Raw genomic sequence first — 17322 nt, forward strand, 5'->3', positions numbered from 1 at the left:
CTTCGCCTGCGGGCTTGAAATCTTTAAGTCAGCAGAACTACGCTATGATCGCGGCATGAACCGGAAACTCCTTGCCCTTGCTGCGATCTCTGCGGTGTTTGGCGTCATTAATTTTGCCAGCCGTGCTGCCCAGTCGGGACAGCAGGCGCCGTTTCAGGCCTTGGTCAGCCCGGCCAGTTGCGCGCAGCCGCAGTGGCCGGCCGAGGCGCGGCGGTATGAAATCGAGGGCGCGACCACGATTCGCTTTGAAATCGGCAGCGACGGCCGGGTGTTGCATCCGGCGGTGACGCAGAGTAGCGGCTGGCAGATCCTGGATCAGGCGGCGCTGCAAGGCATCGCCCGCTGCGTGTTTCAGCCGGATCTGCCGGCCGCCAGCAAGCAGACCGTGTTCCCGTTGCAGTATGTGTGGAAGTTGAGCGGCACGCCGGCGGCGCGGCCGGTGCTGCTGGCCGACAGTTGCCCGCCGTCCGACCGCTTTGCCACCTTCCGCGCGGCCGACCAGCGGCCCAGCAGTGCCGATGGCATCCTGCTGCGCTTTCTGGTCAACGCCGATGGCGCGCCGACCCGCGTGGTGGCCGAGCCGAACGGCCAGCCGCCGGCGCTGGTGGCGCAGGCGATCGGCTATCTGCAAAGCTGCCGCTTCGGCTACCCGGACGGCGCAACCGCAGCCGCCGGAGCCACCGAAGATCGCACCGATACCGGCTTCGGCCGGGTGTTGCTGAAATGATTACGCGGCGCTGGCCGTGCTGACCTGCAGCTGCGCGCGCGAGGCCAGTGCTTCGCGCACCGCAGTCAGGATGCGTTCCAGGTTGGCCGGCTTGATGACGTGGGCGTCGAAGCCGGTATCGATCACACGCTGACGGGTGACGACGTCGCCCCAGGCGGTGAAGGCGATCAGCGCCACCTGGTCGAAGTCCGGCACTGCGCGCAGCGCGGCCGCGACCTGGTAGCCGTCCATGCCGGGCATGCCGAGGTCGAGCAGCACGGCGTGCGGTTCAAAGGTGCGCACCGCTTCCAGCCCGGTCAGACCGGTGTAGGCAACCGCAGTGCGATAGCCGTGCAGTTCGAGTAGTTCGGCCGAAATGTCGGCCGCTTCGCTGTTGTCGTCGACAACGAGAATACGTTGGGTAGTGGTCTGGTCCATGATATGAACGAAAAGTGAAACGTGGCGTTCGGCTGGGTCCAGGCCGGAGGAGACGGGGCGCGACAGGGAAGGGGCACGCGAGCCAACAGAAAATTGGCTTTCCTGAAGTCAATTATAGTGCTTATTTGGCCGCACGCTTGAATAAATGTCGTGTTGTCTCCAAATTGGCCAGGAACATTTATTGAAAGGAATCAAATATGAGCACGGAAAAAGCCATTCTGGCCGGCGGTTGCTTCTGGGGGATGCAGGATCTGATCCGCAAAATGCCGGGCGTGGTGTCCACGCGGGTCGGCTACAGCGGCGGCGACGTCGCCAATGCGACCTATCGCAACCATGGCACGCACGCCGAGGCGATCGAGATCAGCTTCGATCCGGCCGTGCTCAGCTACCGCAAAATCCTGGAATTCTTCTTCCAGATCCACGACCCGAGCACCGTCAACCGGCAGGGCAACGACCTCGGCACCAGTTACCGCTCGGCTATTTATTATGTCGATGAGAAACAACGCGAAGTTGCTGAAGACACCATCGCCGATGTGAATGCCGCCGGTCTGTGGCCGGGCAAGGTGGTCACCGAAGTGGCCCCGGCTGGCCCGTTCTGGGAGGCCGAGCCGGAGCATCAGGACTATCTGGAACGTATTCCGAACGGCTACACCTGCCATTACATCCGGCCGGACTGGGTCTTGCCAAAGCGGTAAATTGTGTTTGTAAACAGCGGCTTACGAGTTCGGAAGGTAACCGGAAGGCAATTTTGACGCGGTCCGCCTAGAGTGCAGAGCATGTTCAGCTCTTCACTTTAGGAAATGTCATGAGTCAGTTATTTGCCGCCGTTTATGAAATCCACAGCGCCGCCCTGGGCCGTCCGTCGCTGCGTCTGAACCTGGTTGTCAACCGCGAAACCGAGAGCGTGGTCGGCACCGCCGTGCTGGAAACCGTGACCGGCGAAGTGCACGAAATGTCGGTGCGCGGCCACCACATGGAGATCGATACCGGCGAGCCGATGCAGACCATCGTGCTGGCCGGCACGCCGCCGATTTTCGGCGCGCACAGCGATCAGCCGACGTCGTTCCAGATGTTGCTGGTATTGCCGACCGCGTGGAAAGATGGCCAGGCTTGTTATAAGATGAGTTTCGGCAAGTTGTTCCCGCGCGTGATCGATGTCCGCGACGGCGTGGCGCGCGCAGTGTTGCCGGAAACCGTGTATTAAAAAAAGCAACAATGCAAAAAGGATAGCTCGCCGATGAACCGCCAGGATGCCGTGCCGCCGACCGCTGTCAACGATTCCTGGCGCGGCTGGATCGCCGAGAATTTGATCCTCGGCGGCCAGCCCGCGCATCTGGCGGCCATCATGGTCCAATCCGGCATCGCCGAGGCGGACGCGCGCGCCGAGGTCGAGGCGGCGCTGGCCAGTCCCTATCTGCGCGGGGTGGCGCGCTTGCATAACCGGCTGGCCAAGCGCGACTGGGTGCTGGGCATCCAGTCGCGGCTCAACCGGCTGGCGCCGGCCGAGGTGCCGCGCCGCGACCGCCTGCCGGGCGACGCATTCCTGCACGAGTTCTACCAACGCAACCAGCCGGTCATCATTACCGGCATGCTGGACGGCTGCGCCGCGCGCGACAAATGGACCTTCGACTACCTGGCCGCGCAGTTGGGTGAGCGCGAGGTGGAGGTGCAATTCGGCCGCAACGCCGATCCTGACTACGAGATCAACAGCACCTCGCACCGGCGCCGCATGCCGTTCGGCGACTATGTGGCGATGGTGCGCGACGCCGGCGTCACCAACGATTTCTACATGACCGCCAATAACGACGGCCATAACCGCGACGCCTTGCAGGGGCTGATGGCGGACCTGCCGCCGCTGGACGCCTATCTGCAGCCCGGCAGCACCGGTTTTTTCTGGTTTGGCCCGGCCGGCACCATCACGCCGTTCCATCACGATCTGACCAACAACTTCATGATCCAGATCGCCGGGCGCAAGCGGGTGCGGCTGGTGGCGCCGTGCGACACGCCCAAGATGTACAACCAGCGTCACTGCTTCTCGCCAGTGGACGGCCGTAACATCGACCTGGAGCGCTTCCCGCTGATGGCCGGGGTGCCGGTGCGCGAGTGCGTGCTGGCGCCGGGCGACATCCTGTTCCTGCCGGTCGGCTGGTGGCATTTCGTCGAGGCGCTGGATGTCACCATCACCGTCTCCACCACCCATTTCCACTGGGACAACGACTTCTACAGCCAATATCCGGCCAGCCAGGACTTCTGATTTACAATCGACGGGCGACCTTGTTCCCGGAGACCCGTCATGCCCATGCACTACCTGCGCACCTACGCCAGTCCGCAGCGCACCGACCTCAGCAACCGCCGGCTGGGGCGCGCGCTGGCGTTTGTGGCCGGCGCGGTCAATGCCGGCGGTTTTTTCGCGGTCGGCCAGTACACCTCGCATATGTCGGGCGTGGTGTCGGCGCTGGCCGACAATCTGGCGCTCGGCCACAGCGGCTTGCTGCTGGCGGGGCTGGCCTCGCTGGCGGCGTTCTTTCTCGGTGCCGCCACCTCGGCCATCCTGATCAACTGGGGCCGGCGCCGCGCCGCGCACAGCTGTTACGCGCTGCCGCTGCTGCTGGAGGCGGCGCTGCTGCTGGCCTTCGGGCTGATGGGCGCGCGGCTGGCGGCGCATGGCCATATCGCCGCCACCGTGGCCTTGCTGTGCTTTGTGATGGGGCTGCAAAACGCCATCGTCACCAAGGCCTCGCGCGCCGAGATCCGCACCACCCACGTCACCGGCCTGGTGACCGATATCGGCATCGAACTGGGCAAGCTGTGCTACTGGAACCGCGCCGCCCAGGCGGCAGTCGCGCCGGTGACGGCCGACCGCCGCCGGCTGGCGCTGCTGGGCTCGCTGCTGGCGATGTTCCTGGCCGGCGGCGTGGCCGGCGCCTTCGGCTTCCAGCAACTGGGCTTCGCGGCGACGTTGCCGCTGGCGGCGGCGCTGCTGCTGTTGGCCATCGTGCCGCTGCTGGACGACGTGCGCGGACGGAATTAGTTGGTCTATACTTCCCGCATGAATGAAATCCTCGCTACTCCCGCCCCCAATCACCAGCAGCGCGTCGGCATCGAGCGGCGCGAGCGCACCCGGGCGCTGCTGATCCGCAGCGCCATCGACGTCTTCGCCCGGCTCGGTCCGGACGCGCCGGTGATCGACGACTTCATCGCCGCCGCCGGCGTGGCGCGCGGCACGTTCTACAATTATTTCCGCACCACCCACGAGTTGCTGGCGGCCGTCACCGAAGCCCTCAATGAAGAGGTGCTGGGCGTGGTCGATCCGCAGGTGCTGCGGTACGCCGATCCGGCGCAGCGCTTCTGCGTCGGCACCCGGCTGTATGTGTATTTTGCGCTGCGCTATCCGGTGTGGGGCACCTTCCTCACGCGCATCGGCCCGGCGCATGCGGTGCGCGGCCGGCGGCTGGACCGCTACCTGCTGCGTGACCTGGAACTGGGCCTGGCCAGTGGCCGCTTTGCCGCCGGCAGCGCGCTGGCGGTGCGCGACATGGTGCTGGGCTCGGTGTTCTTCGGCATCGAGACCCAGCTGACCGAGGGCGGCGCCGGTCCGCAGCATATCGAGGACATGCTGACGGTGGTGTTGCACGGCATCGGCCTGCCGGCCGGCGAGGCGCGCGCCATCGCCAGCATGCCGCTGCCGGACATCGGCCCGGTGGCCTCGCCGCTGTTCGCCACGCTGCGGCCGGCGGCGGACAATTGATGCTGCGCGCCGCCACTGCGGACGATGCCGCCGCCATCGCCGCCATCTACAACCATTACGTCGCCACCACCACCATCAGCTTCGAGGAGCAGGCGGTCACGGACCAGGAGATGGCGCAGCGCATCCGCGACGTCAGCGCCGTGTTGCCGTGGCTGGTGCGCGAGGACGCCGCCGGCCAAGTGACCGGCTACGCCTACGCCACCCGCTGGCGGGTGCGCAGCGCCTACCGCTTTTCGGCCGAGACCAGCGTGTATGTGGCGCCCGGCCACGGCGGGCAGGGCATCGGCAGCGCGCTGTACGGCGCGCTGCTGGCCGACCTGCGCCAGCGCGGCGTGCACATGGCGATCGGCGGCATCGCCCAGCCCAATCCGGCCAGCGTGGCGCTGCATGAACGGCTCGGCTTCGTCAAGGTCGCCCATTTCAGCGAAGTCGGCCGCAAGTTCGACCGCTGGATCGACGTCGGCTACTGGGAACTCAAGCTGGGCTGAGAAGTGCGGCGGCATCGGCCGGAACTTGCTATGATGCAGGCCTGATAACTTCGTATTTTTGCGTCCAGACAATGCCCCAGGATAGCCCCGCCATCGATCTCACCAGCTGCGACCGCGAACCGATCCGCACGCCCGGCGCGGTGCAGCCGCACGGCTTTTTGCTGGCGCTGGACGAGCAACTGACGGTGCGCCAGGTCAGCGCCAACCTGACGCAGTTCACCGGTATGGCGCCGGCGCAGGCGCTGGGCCGGCCGCTGTCCGACGTCATCGGTGCCGACGGCGCCGCGCAGCTGGCGCCGCACTTGACGGCGGGCGGCCTGCGCGAGCAGCCGGCCTATCTGACCACGCTGGCCCAGGATGGCGCGCCGTTCGATGTGCTGGCGCATGCGTGGGACGGTCTGCTGTTGCTGGAGTTCGAGCCGGCGGGCGGTCCCGGCAGCGATCTGCAGCAGCTGTATCCGCTGGTAGGCGACTTCCTCAACAAAATCAGCGAGGCCGATTCCATCCCCGAACTGAGCCGGGTGGCGGCGGAGGACATCCGCGCCCTGACCGGTTTCGGCCGGGTGATGGTGTATGCCTTCGACGAAGACGGCCACGGCAACGTGCTGGCCGAGTCGCTGGCCGACGGTTACGACAGCTACCTGGGCCAGCGCTTCCCGGCCAGCGACATTCCGCGCCAAGCGCGCGCGCTGTACCTGGCCAGCCGCGTGCGCCTGATTCCGGACGCGCACTACACGCCGGCGCCGCTGGTGCCGGCGCAGCATCCGCTCAGCGGCCAGCCCAGCGACCTGTCGTTTGCGGCGCTGCGCAGCGTGTCGCCGGTGCACCTGCAATACATGCGCAACATGGGCACGCTGGCGTCGATGTCGGTGTCGCTGGTGGTCAAGGGCAAGCTGTGGGGACTGATCTCGTGCCACCACGCGCAGCCGCGCCGGCTCAGCTTCCACCAGCGCACCGTGTGCGAGCAGCTGGGGCAGATCCTGGCGCTGCACATCAAGAACCGCAGCGACGCCGACGAGTTGCAGTTCCGCCTTGAGGTGCGGCGCGCCATGGTGCGCATCCTCGGCGGCCTGACCCAGGGCGCCGACTTCATCGAGAACCTGCGCAGCGTGCTGCCCGAACTGCTGCACTTCGCCCGCGCCGGCGGCGTCGCCATCGTCATCGGCGAACGGCTGATCACCTATGGCGACACGCCGTCCGAGGCGCAGATCCAGGCGCTGGCGGCCTGGCTCAACGGCGAGGTGCATGACGACGTGTTCCACAGCGCCCACCTGGCGGCGCAATATGCCGCGGCGGCCGACTACACCGCTTGCGCCAGCGGCCTGCTGGCGATGCAGATCTCGCGCATCCACCCGCACTACCTGCTGTGGTTCCGGCCCGAGCACGTGGTGCAGATCGACTGGGCCGGGCGCCCGGACGACAAGCCGGCCGGCCCGTTCGGCCAGCTGTCGCCGCGCAGCAGTTTCCAGTTGTGGCGCGAGACCATCCACGGCACCAGCGAGCCATGGCGCGACGGCGAGGTGGAGCTGGCGCTGGAGTTCCGCACCGCGCTGCTGGGCATCGCGCTGGAGCGCGCCGAGCAGATGGCCGACCTGGCCGAGGAACTGGGCCGCGCCAACAAGGAGCTGGAGGCGTTTTCATATTCGGTGTCGCACGACCTGCGGGCGCCGCTGCGCCACATCGTCGGCTTTGCCGACCTGCTGCTGGAGGCGGCCGCCAGCGACAATCCGGAGCGCCGCCAGCGCTTCCTGGTCAACATCAAGGACGCGGCGCGGCTGGCCGGCAAGCTGGTCGACGATTTGCTGAGTTTTTCGCAGATGGGGCGGGCGGCGTTGCGGCCGGTGCCGGTGCGCATGGAGCAGCTGGTGCGCAGCTGCATCGACAAGCTGGCGCCGGATTTGCCGTCGCACCGCATCGAATGGGTGATCGAGCCGCTGCCGGAGATCATCGCCGATCCCACCTTCCTGCAGCTGGCCTTGTATAATTTGCTGTCGAACGCAGTCAAATTCACCAGCACGCGCGATCCGGCGGTGATCCGCATCAGCAGCGTGCAGTTGCCGGGCGAGACTGTGTTCCATGTGGCCGACAATGGCGTCGGCTTCAATATGGACTACGCCCACAAATTATTTGGCGTATTCCAGCGCCTGCACCGGATGGAAGATTTCCAGGGCACCGGCATCGGCCTGGCCAATGTGCGCCGTATCATCGAGCGCCATGGCGGCCGCGTCTGGGCCCATTCCGTGCCGGGGGAGGGCGCCACATTTTCGTTTGCTATACCCGTAACTGATTGAGACCGACTATGTTAAAGCCCATCCTGCTGGTGGAAGACAATCCCAACGACCTGGAACTGACCCTGATTGCGCTGGAGCGCAGCCAGCTGGCCAACGAGGTGATCGTGGTGCGCGATGGCGCCGAAGCGCTCGACTACCTGCATGCGCGCGGCGTGTATGCCGGGCGCGACCAGGGCAATCCGGCGGTGGTGCTGCTGGACCTGAAACTGCCCAAGGTTGACGGTCTCGAAGTGCTGGCCGAGATCCGCGCGGTGGCGGGGTTGAAAAGCATCCCGGTGGTGATGCTGACCTCGTCCCGCGAAGAGCAGGACCTGGTGCGCAGCTACGAGCTGGGCGTCAACGCCTACGTGGTCAAGCCGGTCGACTTCACCGAATTCGTGCGGGCGATCGCCGACCTTGGCATCTTCTGGGCGGTGCTCAACGAGCCGCCGCCGGGATCGCACCGCTACATCAAGCCGCTGTAGAAGCCGTGGCGCGCTGGTGCAGCAGCTGGCGGATGCGCGCGCTCAGCGTTTCGGCGCTGTACGGCTTGGGCAGCAGATGGACGCCGGGCGGCAGCTTGCCGTCGTGCGCCAGCACGCCTTCCGCATAGCCGGAGGTGAACAGGATCTGCGCCTGCGGCAGCTTGCGCTTGACCAGCTCGCTCAAGGCCAGGCTGCTGACGCGGCCGGGCATGACCACGTCGGTGAATAGCAGATCAATGTGGGCGCCGTCCTCGATCAGGTGGGCGGCCTGTTCGCCGTCGGCGCTGCTCAACACGTCGTAGCCCAGCGCCGCCAGCAGGTCCGCGGTGGCGGCGCGCACGTCGTCCTCATCCTCCACCACCAGAATGGTTTCCACGCCACCGCTCAGTGGCGCCGCCGTGTCAGGCGCGGCGCCGGCCGGCGTGCCGTGGCTGCGCGGCAGATAGATCTGCACGCAGGTGCCGTGGCCGACCTCGCTGTGCAGCGCGATCTCGCCGCCCGATTGCTTGACGAAGCCGTACGCCATGCTCAGCCCCAGGCCGGTGCCCTGGCCGGTCGGCTTGGTGGTGAAGAACGGTTCGAACGCGCGCTGCAGCACTTCCGGCGGCATGCCGGCGCCGGTGTCGGCGATTTCGATCAGCACGTAGTCGCACTGGCAGGCGCCCTGGCTGTCCGGCAGCGGTGCGCCGGCGGCGACGTTGCGGGCGCGGATGGTGAGCGTGCCGTCGCCCTGCATGGCGTCGCGGGCGTTGATGGCCAGGTTGAGGATGACATTGTTCAGCTGGCTGACATCGACCTCGGTGTGCCACAGTTGCGGCGCCAGGTCGGTCAGCACCTGGGCTTGTGCGCCCAGTACGCGGCGCAGCATGTCGTCCATATTCGCCAGCAGCGGCGCCAGCGCCACCACCGCCGCCTGCAAGGGCTGGCGGCGCGCGAACGCCAGCAGGTGGGCCGCCAGCCGCGCGCCGCGCTCGACGCCGTTGAGGGCGTTGTCGACGCGCGCCAGTCCCTGCGGGTTGACGCCGCCGATCATCTTGACCAGTTGCAGATTGCCGCCGATGACTTGCAGCACATTGTTGAAATCGTGGGCGATGCCGCCGGTCAACTGGCCGATGGCCTCCATCTTCTGCGCCTGGTGCAGCGCGGCCTGGCTGGCGCGCAGTTCGGCCTCGCGCTGGCGCAGTTCGAGGAAGGCGGCGTCGCGCTGGCAGCGCGCCTGGTAGGCGCCGCTGTGATAGCGGATGCGCGCCTCCAGTTCGCGCGCTTCCGGCCACTTGACCAGGTAGTCGTTGGCGCCCAGCGCGAAGGCGCGTGCCTTGGTGTCGGCGTCGTCCTCGGACGACAGCAGGATAATCGGCACGTGGTCGGTCTCGGGCGCGGCGCGCAGCAGGCGGATGACTTCGAAGCCATCCGGGCCGGGCATGCGCAGGTCGACCAGCACCACTGTGGCTTCGGTCTCCCGGCACAGGCTCACCGCCAGTTCGGCGCGCGCGTCGTAACGCAGCCGGATGTCGGCATGCTGCGACAGGCGATAGCCAATCAGGTCTTCGGCCATGGCTTCGTCATCGATCAGCAGCACGGAACAATAGGGGGCAGGGGTATCGTCGTTCATGGGCGCGAAAAAAAAGGATGGTGAAATTTTACCTGAGCGCGACCGCCTGTGATGGTGCCTTTGCGTACCGTGCGCACGTATGGACTGTGTAGAATCGTCACTTCATGTTGAATCAGGGGAATATATTGGATGTCCTGAGCGCCTTGCGCGCCGCCACCGCCGACCGTCACGCCGAGCTGGACTCGCGCACGCCGCTGGCCGCCGCCGCGCCGGACCTGCGCGCCTACCGCGACCATCTGCGCTTGCTGGAGGCCTGGCTGACGCCGCTGCAAGCGTGGCTGGACAGCTACCCGGACGGGCCGCGCCAACAGCTCCCGCCACGTGATTATCTGGCGCAGCTGCGCATCGATCTCGCTGATCCGTCGCTGCAGGCGCTGCCCGCCGCCGTGCCGCTGGCGGCGCAGGCGGCATGGCCGGCACAAGCCAGCGCCGCTTATCGTTGGGGCGTCAGTTATGTGATCGAAGGTTCTCAGTTGGGCGGGGCGGTGCTGTACAAGCGCCTGGCGGCATCATTGGCGCCGCATCCGCTGGGTTATCTGGGCGGGCAGGGATCGCCCGGTCCGCGCTGGCAGCAGTTCCTGGCTGCCTTGCGCGCCGACGTGGTGACGCCGGCGCAGATCGAGCAGGCTTGCCAGGGCGCCCGGCAAGCCTTCGACAGCCTGATCGGGCTGCTTAATAGAGCTGCTTAATAGCTCGTCAGCGGCACCGGCTGGCCGCCTTTGAAGGTGAAGATGGTGACCGGCGACTGTTTCATGTCGCCCTTGGCGTCGAAGGCGTAGGTGCCGGCCACGCCCTGATAGGAGCCGGCGCTGATGATCGCCTGCACTTTTTGCGCGTCGATCGAGTTGGCTTTTTGCATGCCTTGCGCGTACAGCATCACTGCGTCGTAGTAGGCGGCGGCGTAGACGTCGGCGTCCTGCTTGAAGCGGGCCTTGAACTTGGCCTTGAAGGCCGGACCGGTGGCGGCCTTGTCGAGGATGGCGCCGCCCTGCGAGCACAGCACGTTGTCGCCGACGGTGTCGCCGCCCAGCTTGCCCATTTCGGCGGTGCAGATGGTGTCGCCGCCCAGCAGCTTGGCGGTGATGCCCAGCTGCTTCATCTGGCGCGCCATCGGCGCCGCTTGCGGCGCGTAGCCGCCGAAGAAGATCGCCTGCACGTTCTTGGTTTTCAGCTTGGTGAGGATGGACGTGAAGTCGAACGCCTTGTCGTTGGTGAATTCGTGGCCGGCCACGGTCATGCCGGAAGCCTTGGCCTGCTTCTTGAATTCTTCCGCCAGCCCCTGGCCGAAGGCAGTGCGGTCGTCGATCACGGCGACGTTTTTCAGTTTCATTTCATTGGCGGCATACAGCGCCATTTTCGAGCCCAATTGGGAGTCGCTGGCGTTGACGCGATACAGGCCCTTGTAGCCTTGCTGGGTCAGCTTTGGATTGGTGGCGACGCTGGCCACCAGGGCGCCGGCGTCGTTGTAGGCGCGCGAGGCGGGGATGGCGACGCCCGAGTTGTACGGGCCAACCACGTAGTGCACGCCGGCGTCGATCAGTTTCTGGGCGGCGGCCATACCGGCTTTGGGGTCGCCCTGGTCATCTTCCGACAGCAGTTCGAATTTGAGCTTCTTGCCGGCCACGGTGATCGGCTTGGCATTGAGTTCTTCCACCGCCAGGCGGGCGCCGTTTTCGTTGTCCTTGCCGGCAAAGGCCTGGGCGCCGGACAGCGGGCCGCTGTGGCCAATCTTGATGATGGTGTCCTGGGCGTGGGCGCCAAAGGCGGCCAGCAGGGCCAGGGCGGCGGCGGTGTGCTTCAATTTCATGCGATCTCCTGTTTGTTGATGCGATGATTATCGCTAAAAACGCAGAATATTATCGTGCGAGTTGCGCTTGCAAACAGGTGGTCTTCAGAATTTAATTTGGCCGGTGATGCTGGCGGCGGGGCGATGTGGCGAGCGCGCCCCGCGCCAGTGCGGCCAGCGGCAAGTGGTGCGCGGCCTGCACGGTCGCGGTGCGCTGCCCCGGCGGGAATGCCGGGCAGGCGCGTTGCCGGCGCGGCAACGCAGGGCCGACGGGTTGTCAGGGCGGCTACGGCGCGTTGCCGATGCTGCGGGTGGCGGTGGTGGCGTTGACTGCGCCCACCCGCGGGATCGCGGCGGTGGCGGCACGGGCGGCATTGGCGGTGGTGCCGGCGATGTCGTTGATGTTGTAGGCGGCAATGGCTGCGGCCAGCGCTGGGTTGGCGCGCAGGTCGGCCGGTATGTTGGCGGCGTTCTGTGCGGCGGCCACTTGGGCGGCGTTGGTCCGCTCGGCGGCGGCTTGTGCTGCGGCTGCCTGCTGGGCGGCATTGGCGGCGGCGGCCGCTTGTTGCGTGGCGTTGGCAGCGGCGGCGTTGGCGGCGGCCAGGCTGGCGGCGGTTTCCTGCACGGCGGCGGCCTGTTGCGCCGCGACATTGGCTGCGGTGGTGGCGGCGTCAGCGGTTCCGGCGTTGTTCTGCGCCAGGCGTGATTGCGCGGCGGCGGCGACGGCGGCTGCATTCTGGGCCGCCATGGCGTCGGCGGCGTTCTGCGCGGCCTGCGCCTGCACGGCGGCCGACTGCGCGGCCGAGTTGGCGATGGCGACCTGGGCGGCAGCGGCTTGCGCGGTCTGCGCCTGCTGCGCGGCACTGGCGTTGGCGGGCAGTACAGGAATGTTCTCTACGGCGTTCTGCGCCGCCACGGCTTGTTGCTGCGCCTGCTGTGCAGCGCCGTTGGCAGTCGTGACGGTGGCCGTGGCTTGCTGACGCGCTGTCTGTGCCTGTGCAGTGGCTTGCGCCTGCTGGGCTGCGGTCAATGCGCTTTGTTCGGCCTGCTCGGTGGCCGTCGGTGCGGCTTGCTGCGCTTGCTGGGTTTGCTGTGCAGCGGTAGTGGCATTGACTGCATTCTGGGCCTGTTGGGCATTCTGCGCCTGCAGACTGGCCTGGTCCCGTTGCGCCGCGAGCGTTTGCTGTGCCTGCTGGCCCTGCAGTGCGGTTTGGGCTTGCTGCGCCTGGCGAGCGGCCAACGCCTGCTGCGCCGTCTGCGCTTGCTGCTGTCCTTGCAGCGTCGCCTGGGCTTGCTGAGCGTTCTGCGCCTGCTGCCCCTGTAACGTGGCTTGCGCCCGTTGCAAGGTCTGCGCTTGCTGGCTTTGCAGGGCGCCTTGTGCCTGCTGTACGTTCTGGGCTTGCTGGCCCTGGCGTGCCGCTCGCGTCTCTTGTGCGGCGCGTGCCTCTTGTTGCGCTTGCTGCGCGGCCTGGTTCAGTTGCAAGGTTTGCTGCAAGGCCGATACCTGCGCTGCCTGTGCCCGCTGCGCGTTCTGTACCTGCGTTGCCGCCTGCTGCACTTGCGCCTGTTGCGCGGCGCGTGCCTGGTCGAGTTGCGTTTGCTGATTCAGCGCCGCCTGTGTTTGCTGGGCTTGCTGCGTGGTCAGCTGGTTGGCTTGCAACTGCTGAGCGGCTTGCGCTTGCTGTGCCTGCGTCAGATTGGCCTGCTGGTCGGTCGTCGCCTGGTCGCGCAGGGCTTGCTGCAGGTTGGCTTGCTGGACGTTGGCTTGTGCCTGTTGCGCTGCCTGCGCCTGCTGTTGCTGCACAATCGGCGATGGCGTCTCCGGCTGCTGCGCCGCAGTCGCTTGCTCCAACTGCGCGCGCTGCGCCGACAAGCGGTCGGCCGCCGTTTCCGGCAGCGGATTTTGCGACAGGTTATCGATTTCCTGCCGCGCCAGGTCCAGCCGCGTATTGGCCGCCAGCTCTTCCGGCGTCAGGCCCGCGCGCTGCTGCGCATTCAGGCTCTGGAACGGATTGCTGCCCAGGGCGGGAAACTGCGCGCTGCCCGCCGCGCTCAGCTGTTCGGCGAAATCGGTGGCCAGCGCGCGGAAATTGCTGAGCGTATTGTCCAGCGTGGCGGTGGTCTGCTGGTTGTTGGCGTTGAAGGCGGCGCGCAACTGCTCCGGTTCCAGCGACAGGCCGCCGGTCAGCGCCGAGAGCAGCGGCGGCTGCAAGGTCACGCCCAGCCGCGCCAGATTTTGCGCCTGCGTGGTGGCGCCATCGTTGAGCTGCTGGTTCAAGCTGCTGACCAGGTTGTTCAACAGCGATCCTTGCAGCGGCTGGCCCTGATCGAAATCCACCGTCGGCAGCAGGTTGAACGCATCCACCACATTCTGCACCGCTGTATAGACCGTATCGGCGCGCTGCGCGGTGTCCAGCAGGGTGTTGCCCTGCACCTGGGCCAACTGCTGCTGGGCATTGGTCACCGACAACAGAAAGCCGGCCACCGGCGACAAGTCCACCGTCACCGACGCCGCCGGTGGCGCATCCAGCGCGCTGCCCACGGCATTGATGGTGGCGCTATTGACCGCCGCCGTTTCCGAAGCGCGGTTGACCGCTTGCAATTCCGTCGTCGCCGAGGGCGTCAGGGATGTGATGGGAAACATTGCCGCTCTCCAAAAGTAGGTTTGGCTTACAAGGTATGGCTCACGTATAGCATGCGCCGCCATAGCGGCCGCGTCCGTGTGTCATTTCACATAGCCGGCCATTTTGCACACTGTTAGTTCGCGCACGGTCAAGCGCGCTGGTCAAGCCTATCGTAACCATTCCAACCCCGAACAACCCACGAGAGGATCGCATTATGGATAACAGCATCGATACCAAAATCAACAGCACCCGCGACGGCGTTACCCAAATCGGCAAGGACCTGCGCGCCGACGCCCACGCCGCCATCGACAAAGTCGCCGACAAAGTGCCGCCGACTACCGACCGTCTGGCCAGCCAGGCCCACACCGGCGTCGACAAAGTTGCCGACACCGTGGAAAGCACTTCCGACACGCTGGCTGCGCGCAGCAAGCAAGTGGTTGAATCGTACAAAAACTTCACCGAAGCGAGCCGCACCCACGTGCGCGCCAATCCGGTGATCTCGGTACTGGTGGCTGCCGCCGCCGGCTACGGCATCTCCAAGCTGCTGGGTTCGCGCGGCAGCAAATAAATTTTTCGTTCGCCCGGCTGGTGTCATCGCCGGGACGACCGGTGATGTCCGCAAGGGCATTCCGTTCGTCTCGTTCAAAGGATATCCATGACCACCAAGCAAAAAACGCCGGCCTCCGTAATGGGGGCCGGTAGTATATTGAGCACCGTTGCCGGCCCATCGTCCGCCAATCCGCCCGCCAGTCTGGGCGGCGCCAGCACGCAGGACGAAGCCCTGATTGACAAAGTGACCGGCGGCCAGCAGGCCGCCGCCGCCATGCCCTACAACGCCACCAAGGCCGGCGAGCACGGCGAGGCCGCCCGTACGCCGCAGCCTGGCCAGACCTGTCCGGTGCCGCATCCGGTGGCCAGCGCCAGCACCGCCGGCGAAACCACGCCATCGCCGAAGACCGGCAACGGCGCGCCGCCGCTGGGCGTGTGCCCTGCAGGCGATCTGGACCGCGTGCGCGCGGACGGCAGCGAGCAGCGCCTGACCACCAACCAGGGCGTGCCGGTGGCCGACAACCAGAATTCGCTCAAGGTCGGCCTGCGCGGCCCGACCGCGATGGAAGACTTCATCCTGCGCGAAAAAATCACCCACTTCGACCATGAACGCATTCCGGAACGCGTGGTGCACGCGCGCGGCTCGGCCGCGCATGGCTACTTCGAAAGCTACCAGGATCTGAGCGACCTGACCCGCGCGGCGCCGTTCGCGGCGGCCGGCAAGCGCACCCCGGTGTTCGTGCGCTTTTCGACCGTGGCCGGCGAGCGCGGTTCGGCCGACACCGTGCGCGACGTGCGCGGCTTTGCCGTCAAGTTCTACACCGACGAAGGCAACTGGGATCTGGTGGGCAACAATATTCCGGTGTTCTTCATCCAGGACGCGATGAAATTCCCGGACCTGATCCATTCGGTCAAGCCCGAGCCGCACAACGGCATCCCGCAGGCGGCCAGCGCGCACGATACCTTCTGGGACTTCGTTACGCTGATGCCGGAATCGACCCACATGCTGATGTGGCACCTGTCCGACCGCGCCATCCCGCGCAGCTACCGCACCATGCAGGGCTTCGGCGTGCACACCTTCCGCCTGGTCAATGCGCAGGGCGCCTCGGTGTTCTGCAAGTTCCACTGGCAGCCGGTGGGCGGCACCCACTCGCTGGTGTGGGACGAGGCGGCCAAGATCATCGGCGCCGATCCGGACTTCCACCGCCGCGACCTGTGGGAAGCGATCGAGGCCGGCGCCTATCCGGAATGGGAACTGGGTCTGCAGATCTTCACCGAAGAGCAGGCGGCATCGTTCCCGTTCGACGTGCTGGACCCGACCAAGATCGTGCCGGAAGAACTGGTGCCGGTGCAGGTGGTCGGCAAGATGACGCTGAACCGCAACCCGGACAATTTCTTCGCCGAGACCGAACAGGTGGCGTTCTGCACCGCGCACATCGTGCCGGGCATCGACTTCACCAACGACCCGCTGCTGCAGGGGCGCATCCATTCCTACCTGGATACCCAGATCAGCCGCCTGGGCGGCGCCAACTTCCACGAAATCCCGATCAACGCGCCGCTGGCGCCGGTGCACAACAACCAGCGCGACGGCATGCACCGCCAGGCCGTGCACCGCGGCCGCGTGGCGTACGAGCCGAATTCGCTGGGCGGCGGCTGTCCGTTCCAGGCCGGCATGGCCGGTTTCACCACCGCCTTCAGCCAGATGCCGCAACCGCCGGAAGACAAGGTGCGCGGCAAGCCGGAACTGTTCGCCGACCACTATTCGCAGGCGCGCCTGTTCTGGATCAGCCAGAGCCCGGCCGAGCAGGCGCACATCGTCAACGCCTACCGCTTTGAACTGAGCCGGGTGACGGTGCCGGCGATCCGCGTGCGGCTGCTGTCGATGCTGGCCAATGTCGACCCGATCCTGGCCGAAGGCGTGGCGCAGGGCCTGGGCATGGATGTGCCGCCGGCTATGCCGCTGGCGACCGACGCCCCGCCGCCGCACTACGAGCCATCGCCGGCGCTGTCGCTGCTGAGCCGTCCCGGCGCCATCGGCGCCAAGACGCGCAAGGTCGCCATCCTGGCCGGCCACGGCGTTGACGCCGACAGCGTGAAAACCGTGTATGCCGCGCTGCTGGCGGCCGGCGCCGTACCACGTGTGGTGGCGCCGCAACTGGGCCAATTGACGGCGGCCGACGGCAGCCGCCTCGATGTCGAGATCTCGATCGAAGCCGGTCCCGGCGTGCTGTATGACGCGGTGGTGATCGCCGACGGCGCCACCAGCGCGGCGATGCTGGCCGGCGACGCCGACGCCCGCGACTTCGTGCGTCTGCAATACCGTCACTGCAAGCCGATGCTGGCGATCGGCGACGGTCAGCAGTTGCTGGCGGCGGCCGGCATTCCAGCCGCGCTGGCCGATGGTTCGCCTGATCCGGCGCTGTGGCAGGTCTCGGCTGGCGCGCTGGACAGCGCACTGGCAGAGTTCCAGCAGGCGCTGGGCGGCCACCGTAACTTCCAGCGCGAAACCGACGCTGCGCCACTGTAAAGCCAACCTATACCATTGAAGTGTTTCATTGATGGCGAGCATAGTGATATGCTCGCCATTAACGCTTTTTATTGCCTCTATCGAAAGAA

At 66.5% G+C, this 17322-nt stretch carries 16 protein-coding genes; 12 read left to right on the forward strand and 4 right to left on the reverse strand.

Translation table 11 applies throughout. From position 1 onward, the window contains the following. Positions 1-55: 55 nt before the first annotated feature. Entirely contained in the window at positions 56-727 is a 672-nt protein-coding gene (locus tag GTP55_RS10485; protein ID WP_161044869.1) for an energy transducer TonB, read from the forward strand. Here GTP55_RS10485 and GTP55_RS10490 read toward each other — a convergent pair whose 3' ends face one another. Then, entirely contained in the window at positions 728-1144 is a 417-nt protein-coding gene (locus GTP55_RS10490) for a response regulator (RefSeq protein ID WP_161044870.1), read from the reverse strand. Positions 1145-1341: 197 nt separating this feature from the next. On the opposite strand from GTP55_RS10490, the gene msrA reads away from it, so the two are divergent. From msrA to GTP55_RS10530, 8 genes are all read left to right on the forward strand, one after another. Beyond that, complete coding sequence (gene msrA, locus GTP55_RS10495) at positions 1342-1839, forward strand: peptide-methionine (S)-S-oxide reductase MsrA (protein ID WP_161044871.1); 498 nt, start codon at positions 1342-1344, stop codon at positions 1837-1839. A gap of 110 nt (positions 1840-1949) precedes the next feature. Continuing rightward, complete coding sequence (locus GTP55_RS10500) at positions 1950-2348, forward strand: DUF1842 domain-containing protein (RefSeq protein ID WP_161044872.1); 399 nt, start codon at positions 1950-1952, stop codon at positions 2346-2348. A 33-nt stretch (positions 2349-2381) separates the two neighbouring features. Continuing rightward, positions 2382-3398 (forward strand): cupin-like domain-containing protein, encoded by a 1017-nt coding sequence (locus GTP55_RS10505; protein ID WP_161044873.1) that lies wholly within the window; start codon positions 2382-2384, stop codon positions 3396-3398. A gap of 39 nt (positions 3399-3437) precedes the next feature. Then, a complete protein-coding gene (locus GTP55_RS10510; protein WP_161044874.1) occupies positions 3438-4175 on the forward strand; it encodes a YoaK family protein in 738 nt (245 codons plus the stop codon). Between the two features lie 18 nt (positions 4176-4193). Then, entirely contained in the window at positions 4194-4892 is a 699-nt protein-coding gene (locus GTP55_RS10515; RefSeq protein ID WP_161044875.1) for a TetR/AcrR family transcriptional regulator, read from the forward strand. Beyond that, the gene (locus tag GTP55_RS10520; RefSeq protein WP_161044876.1) at positions 4892-5380 is read left to right on the forward strand and encodes an arsinothricin resistance N-acetyltransferase ArsN1 family B; all 489 of its coding nucleotides are present in this window, start codon (positions 4892-4894) and stop codon (positions 5378-5380) included. Before GTP55_RS10515 ends, GTP55_RS10520 begins: the two co-directional genes overlap by 1 nt. Before the next feature lie 71 nt (positions 5381-5451). Continuing rightward, entirely contained in the window at positions 5452-7671 is a 2220-nt protein-coding gene (locus tag GTP55_RS10525) for an ATP-binding protein (RefSeq protein WP_161044877.1), read from the forward strand. A gap of 8 nt (positions 7672-7679) precedes the next feature. Next, positions 7680-8135: a response regulator gene (locus tag GTP55_RS10530; protein WP_161044878.1), complete on the forward strand. Its 456-nt coding sequence runs from the start codon at positions 7680-7682 to the stop codon at positions 8133-8135. On the opposite strand, the gene GTP55_RS10535 is transcribed toward GTP55_RS10530, so the two are convergent. After that, on the reverse strand, positions 8122-9747 hold the full coding sequence (locus GTP55_RS10535; RefSeq protein WP_161044879.1) for a response regulator: 1626 nt from the start codon (positions 9745-9747) through the stop codon (positions 8122-8124). The two genes, GTP55_RS10530 and GTP55_RS10535, sit on opposite strands and share 14 nt — an antisense overlap. 122 nt (positions 9748-9869) lie before the next feature. Between GTP55_RS10535 and GTP55_RS10540 the strand changes: the two genes are divergently transcribed. Further along, on the forward strand, positions 9870-10436 hold the full coding sequence (locus GTP55_RS10540) for a biliverdin-producing heme oxygenase (RefSeq protein ID WP_371868321.1): 567 nt from the start codon (positions 9870-9872) through the stop codon (positions 10434-10436). Here GTP55_RS10540 and GTP55_RS10545 read toward each other — a convergent pair. Further along, complete coding sequence (locus GTP55_RS10545; protein WP_161044881.1) at positions 10433-11554, reverse strand: branched-chain amino acid ABC transporter substrate-binding protein; 1122 nt, start codon at positions 11552-11554, stop codon at positions 10433-10435. The two genes, GTP55_RS10540 and GTP55_RS10545, sit on opposite strands and share 4 nt — an antisense overlap. Before the next feature lie 265 nt (positions 11555-11819). Next, a complete protein-coding gene (locus GTP55_RS10550; RefSeq protein WP_161044882.1) occupies positions 11820-14177 on the reverse strand; it encodes a hypothetical protein in 2358 nt (785 codons plus the stop codon). 194 nt (positions 14178-14371) lie between these two features. On the opposite strand from GTP55_RS10550, the gene GTP55_RS10555 reads away from it, so the two are divergent. Together GTP55_RS10555 and GTP55_RS10560 are read left to right on the forward strand one after the other, a co-directional pair. Next, positions 14372-14725, forward strand: a complete 354-nt coding sequence (locus GTP55_RS10555; RefSeq protein WP_110844947.1) for an ElaB/YgaM/YqjD family protein — start codon at positions 14372-14374, stop codon at positions 14723-14725. 87 nt (positions 14726-14812) lie between these two features. Then, positions 14813-17233: a catalase gene (locus GTP55_RS10560; protein WP_161044883.1), complete on the forward strand. Its 2421-nt coding sequence runs from the start codon at positions 14813-14815 to the stop codon at positions 17231-17233. The last annotated feature ends 89 nt before the right edge of the window (positions 17234-17322 follow it).

It is taken from the genome of Duganella margarita (assembly GCF_009857535.1).
GTDB lineage: Bacteria > Pseudomonadota > Gammaproteobacteria > Burkholderiales > Burkholderiaceae_D > Rugamonas > Rugamonas margarita.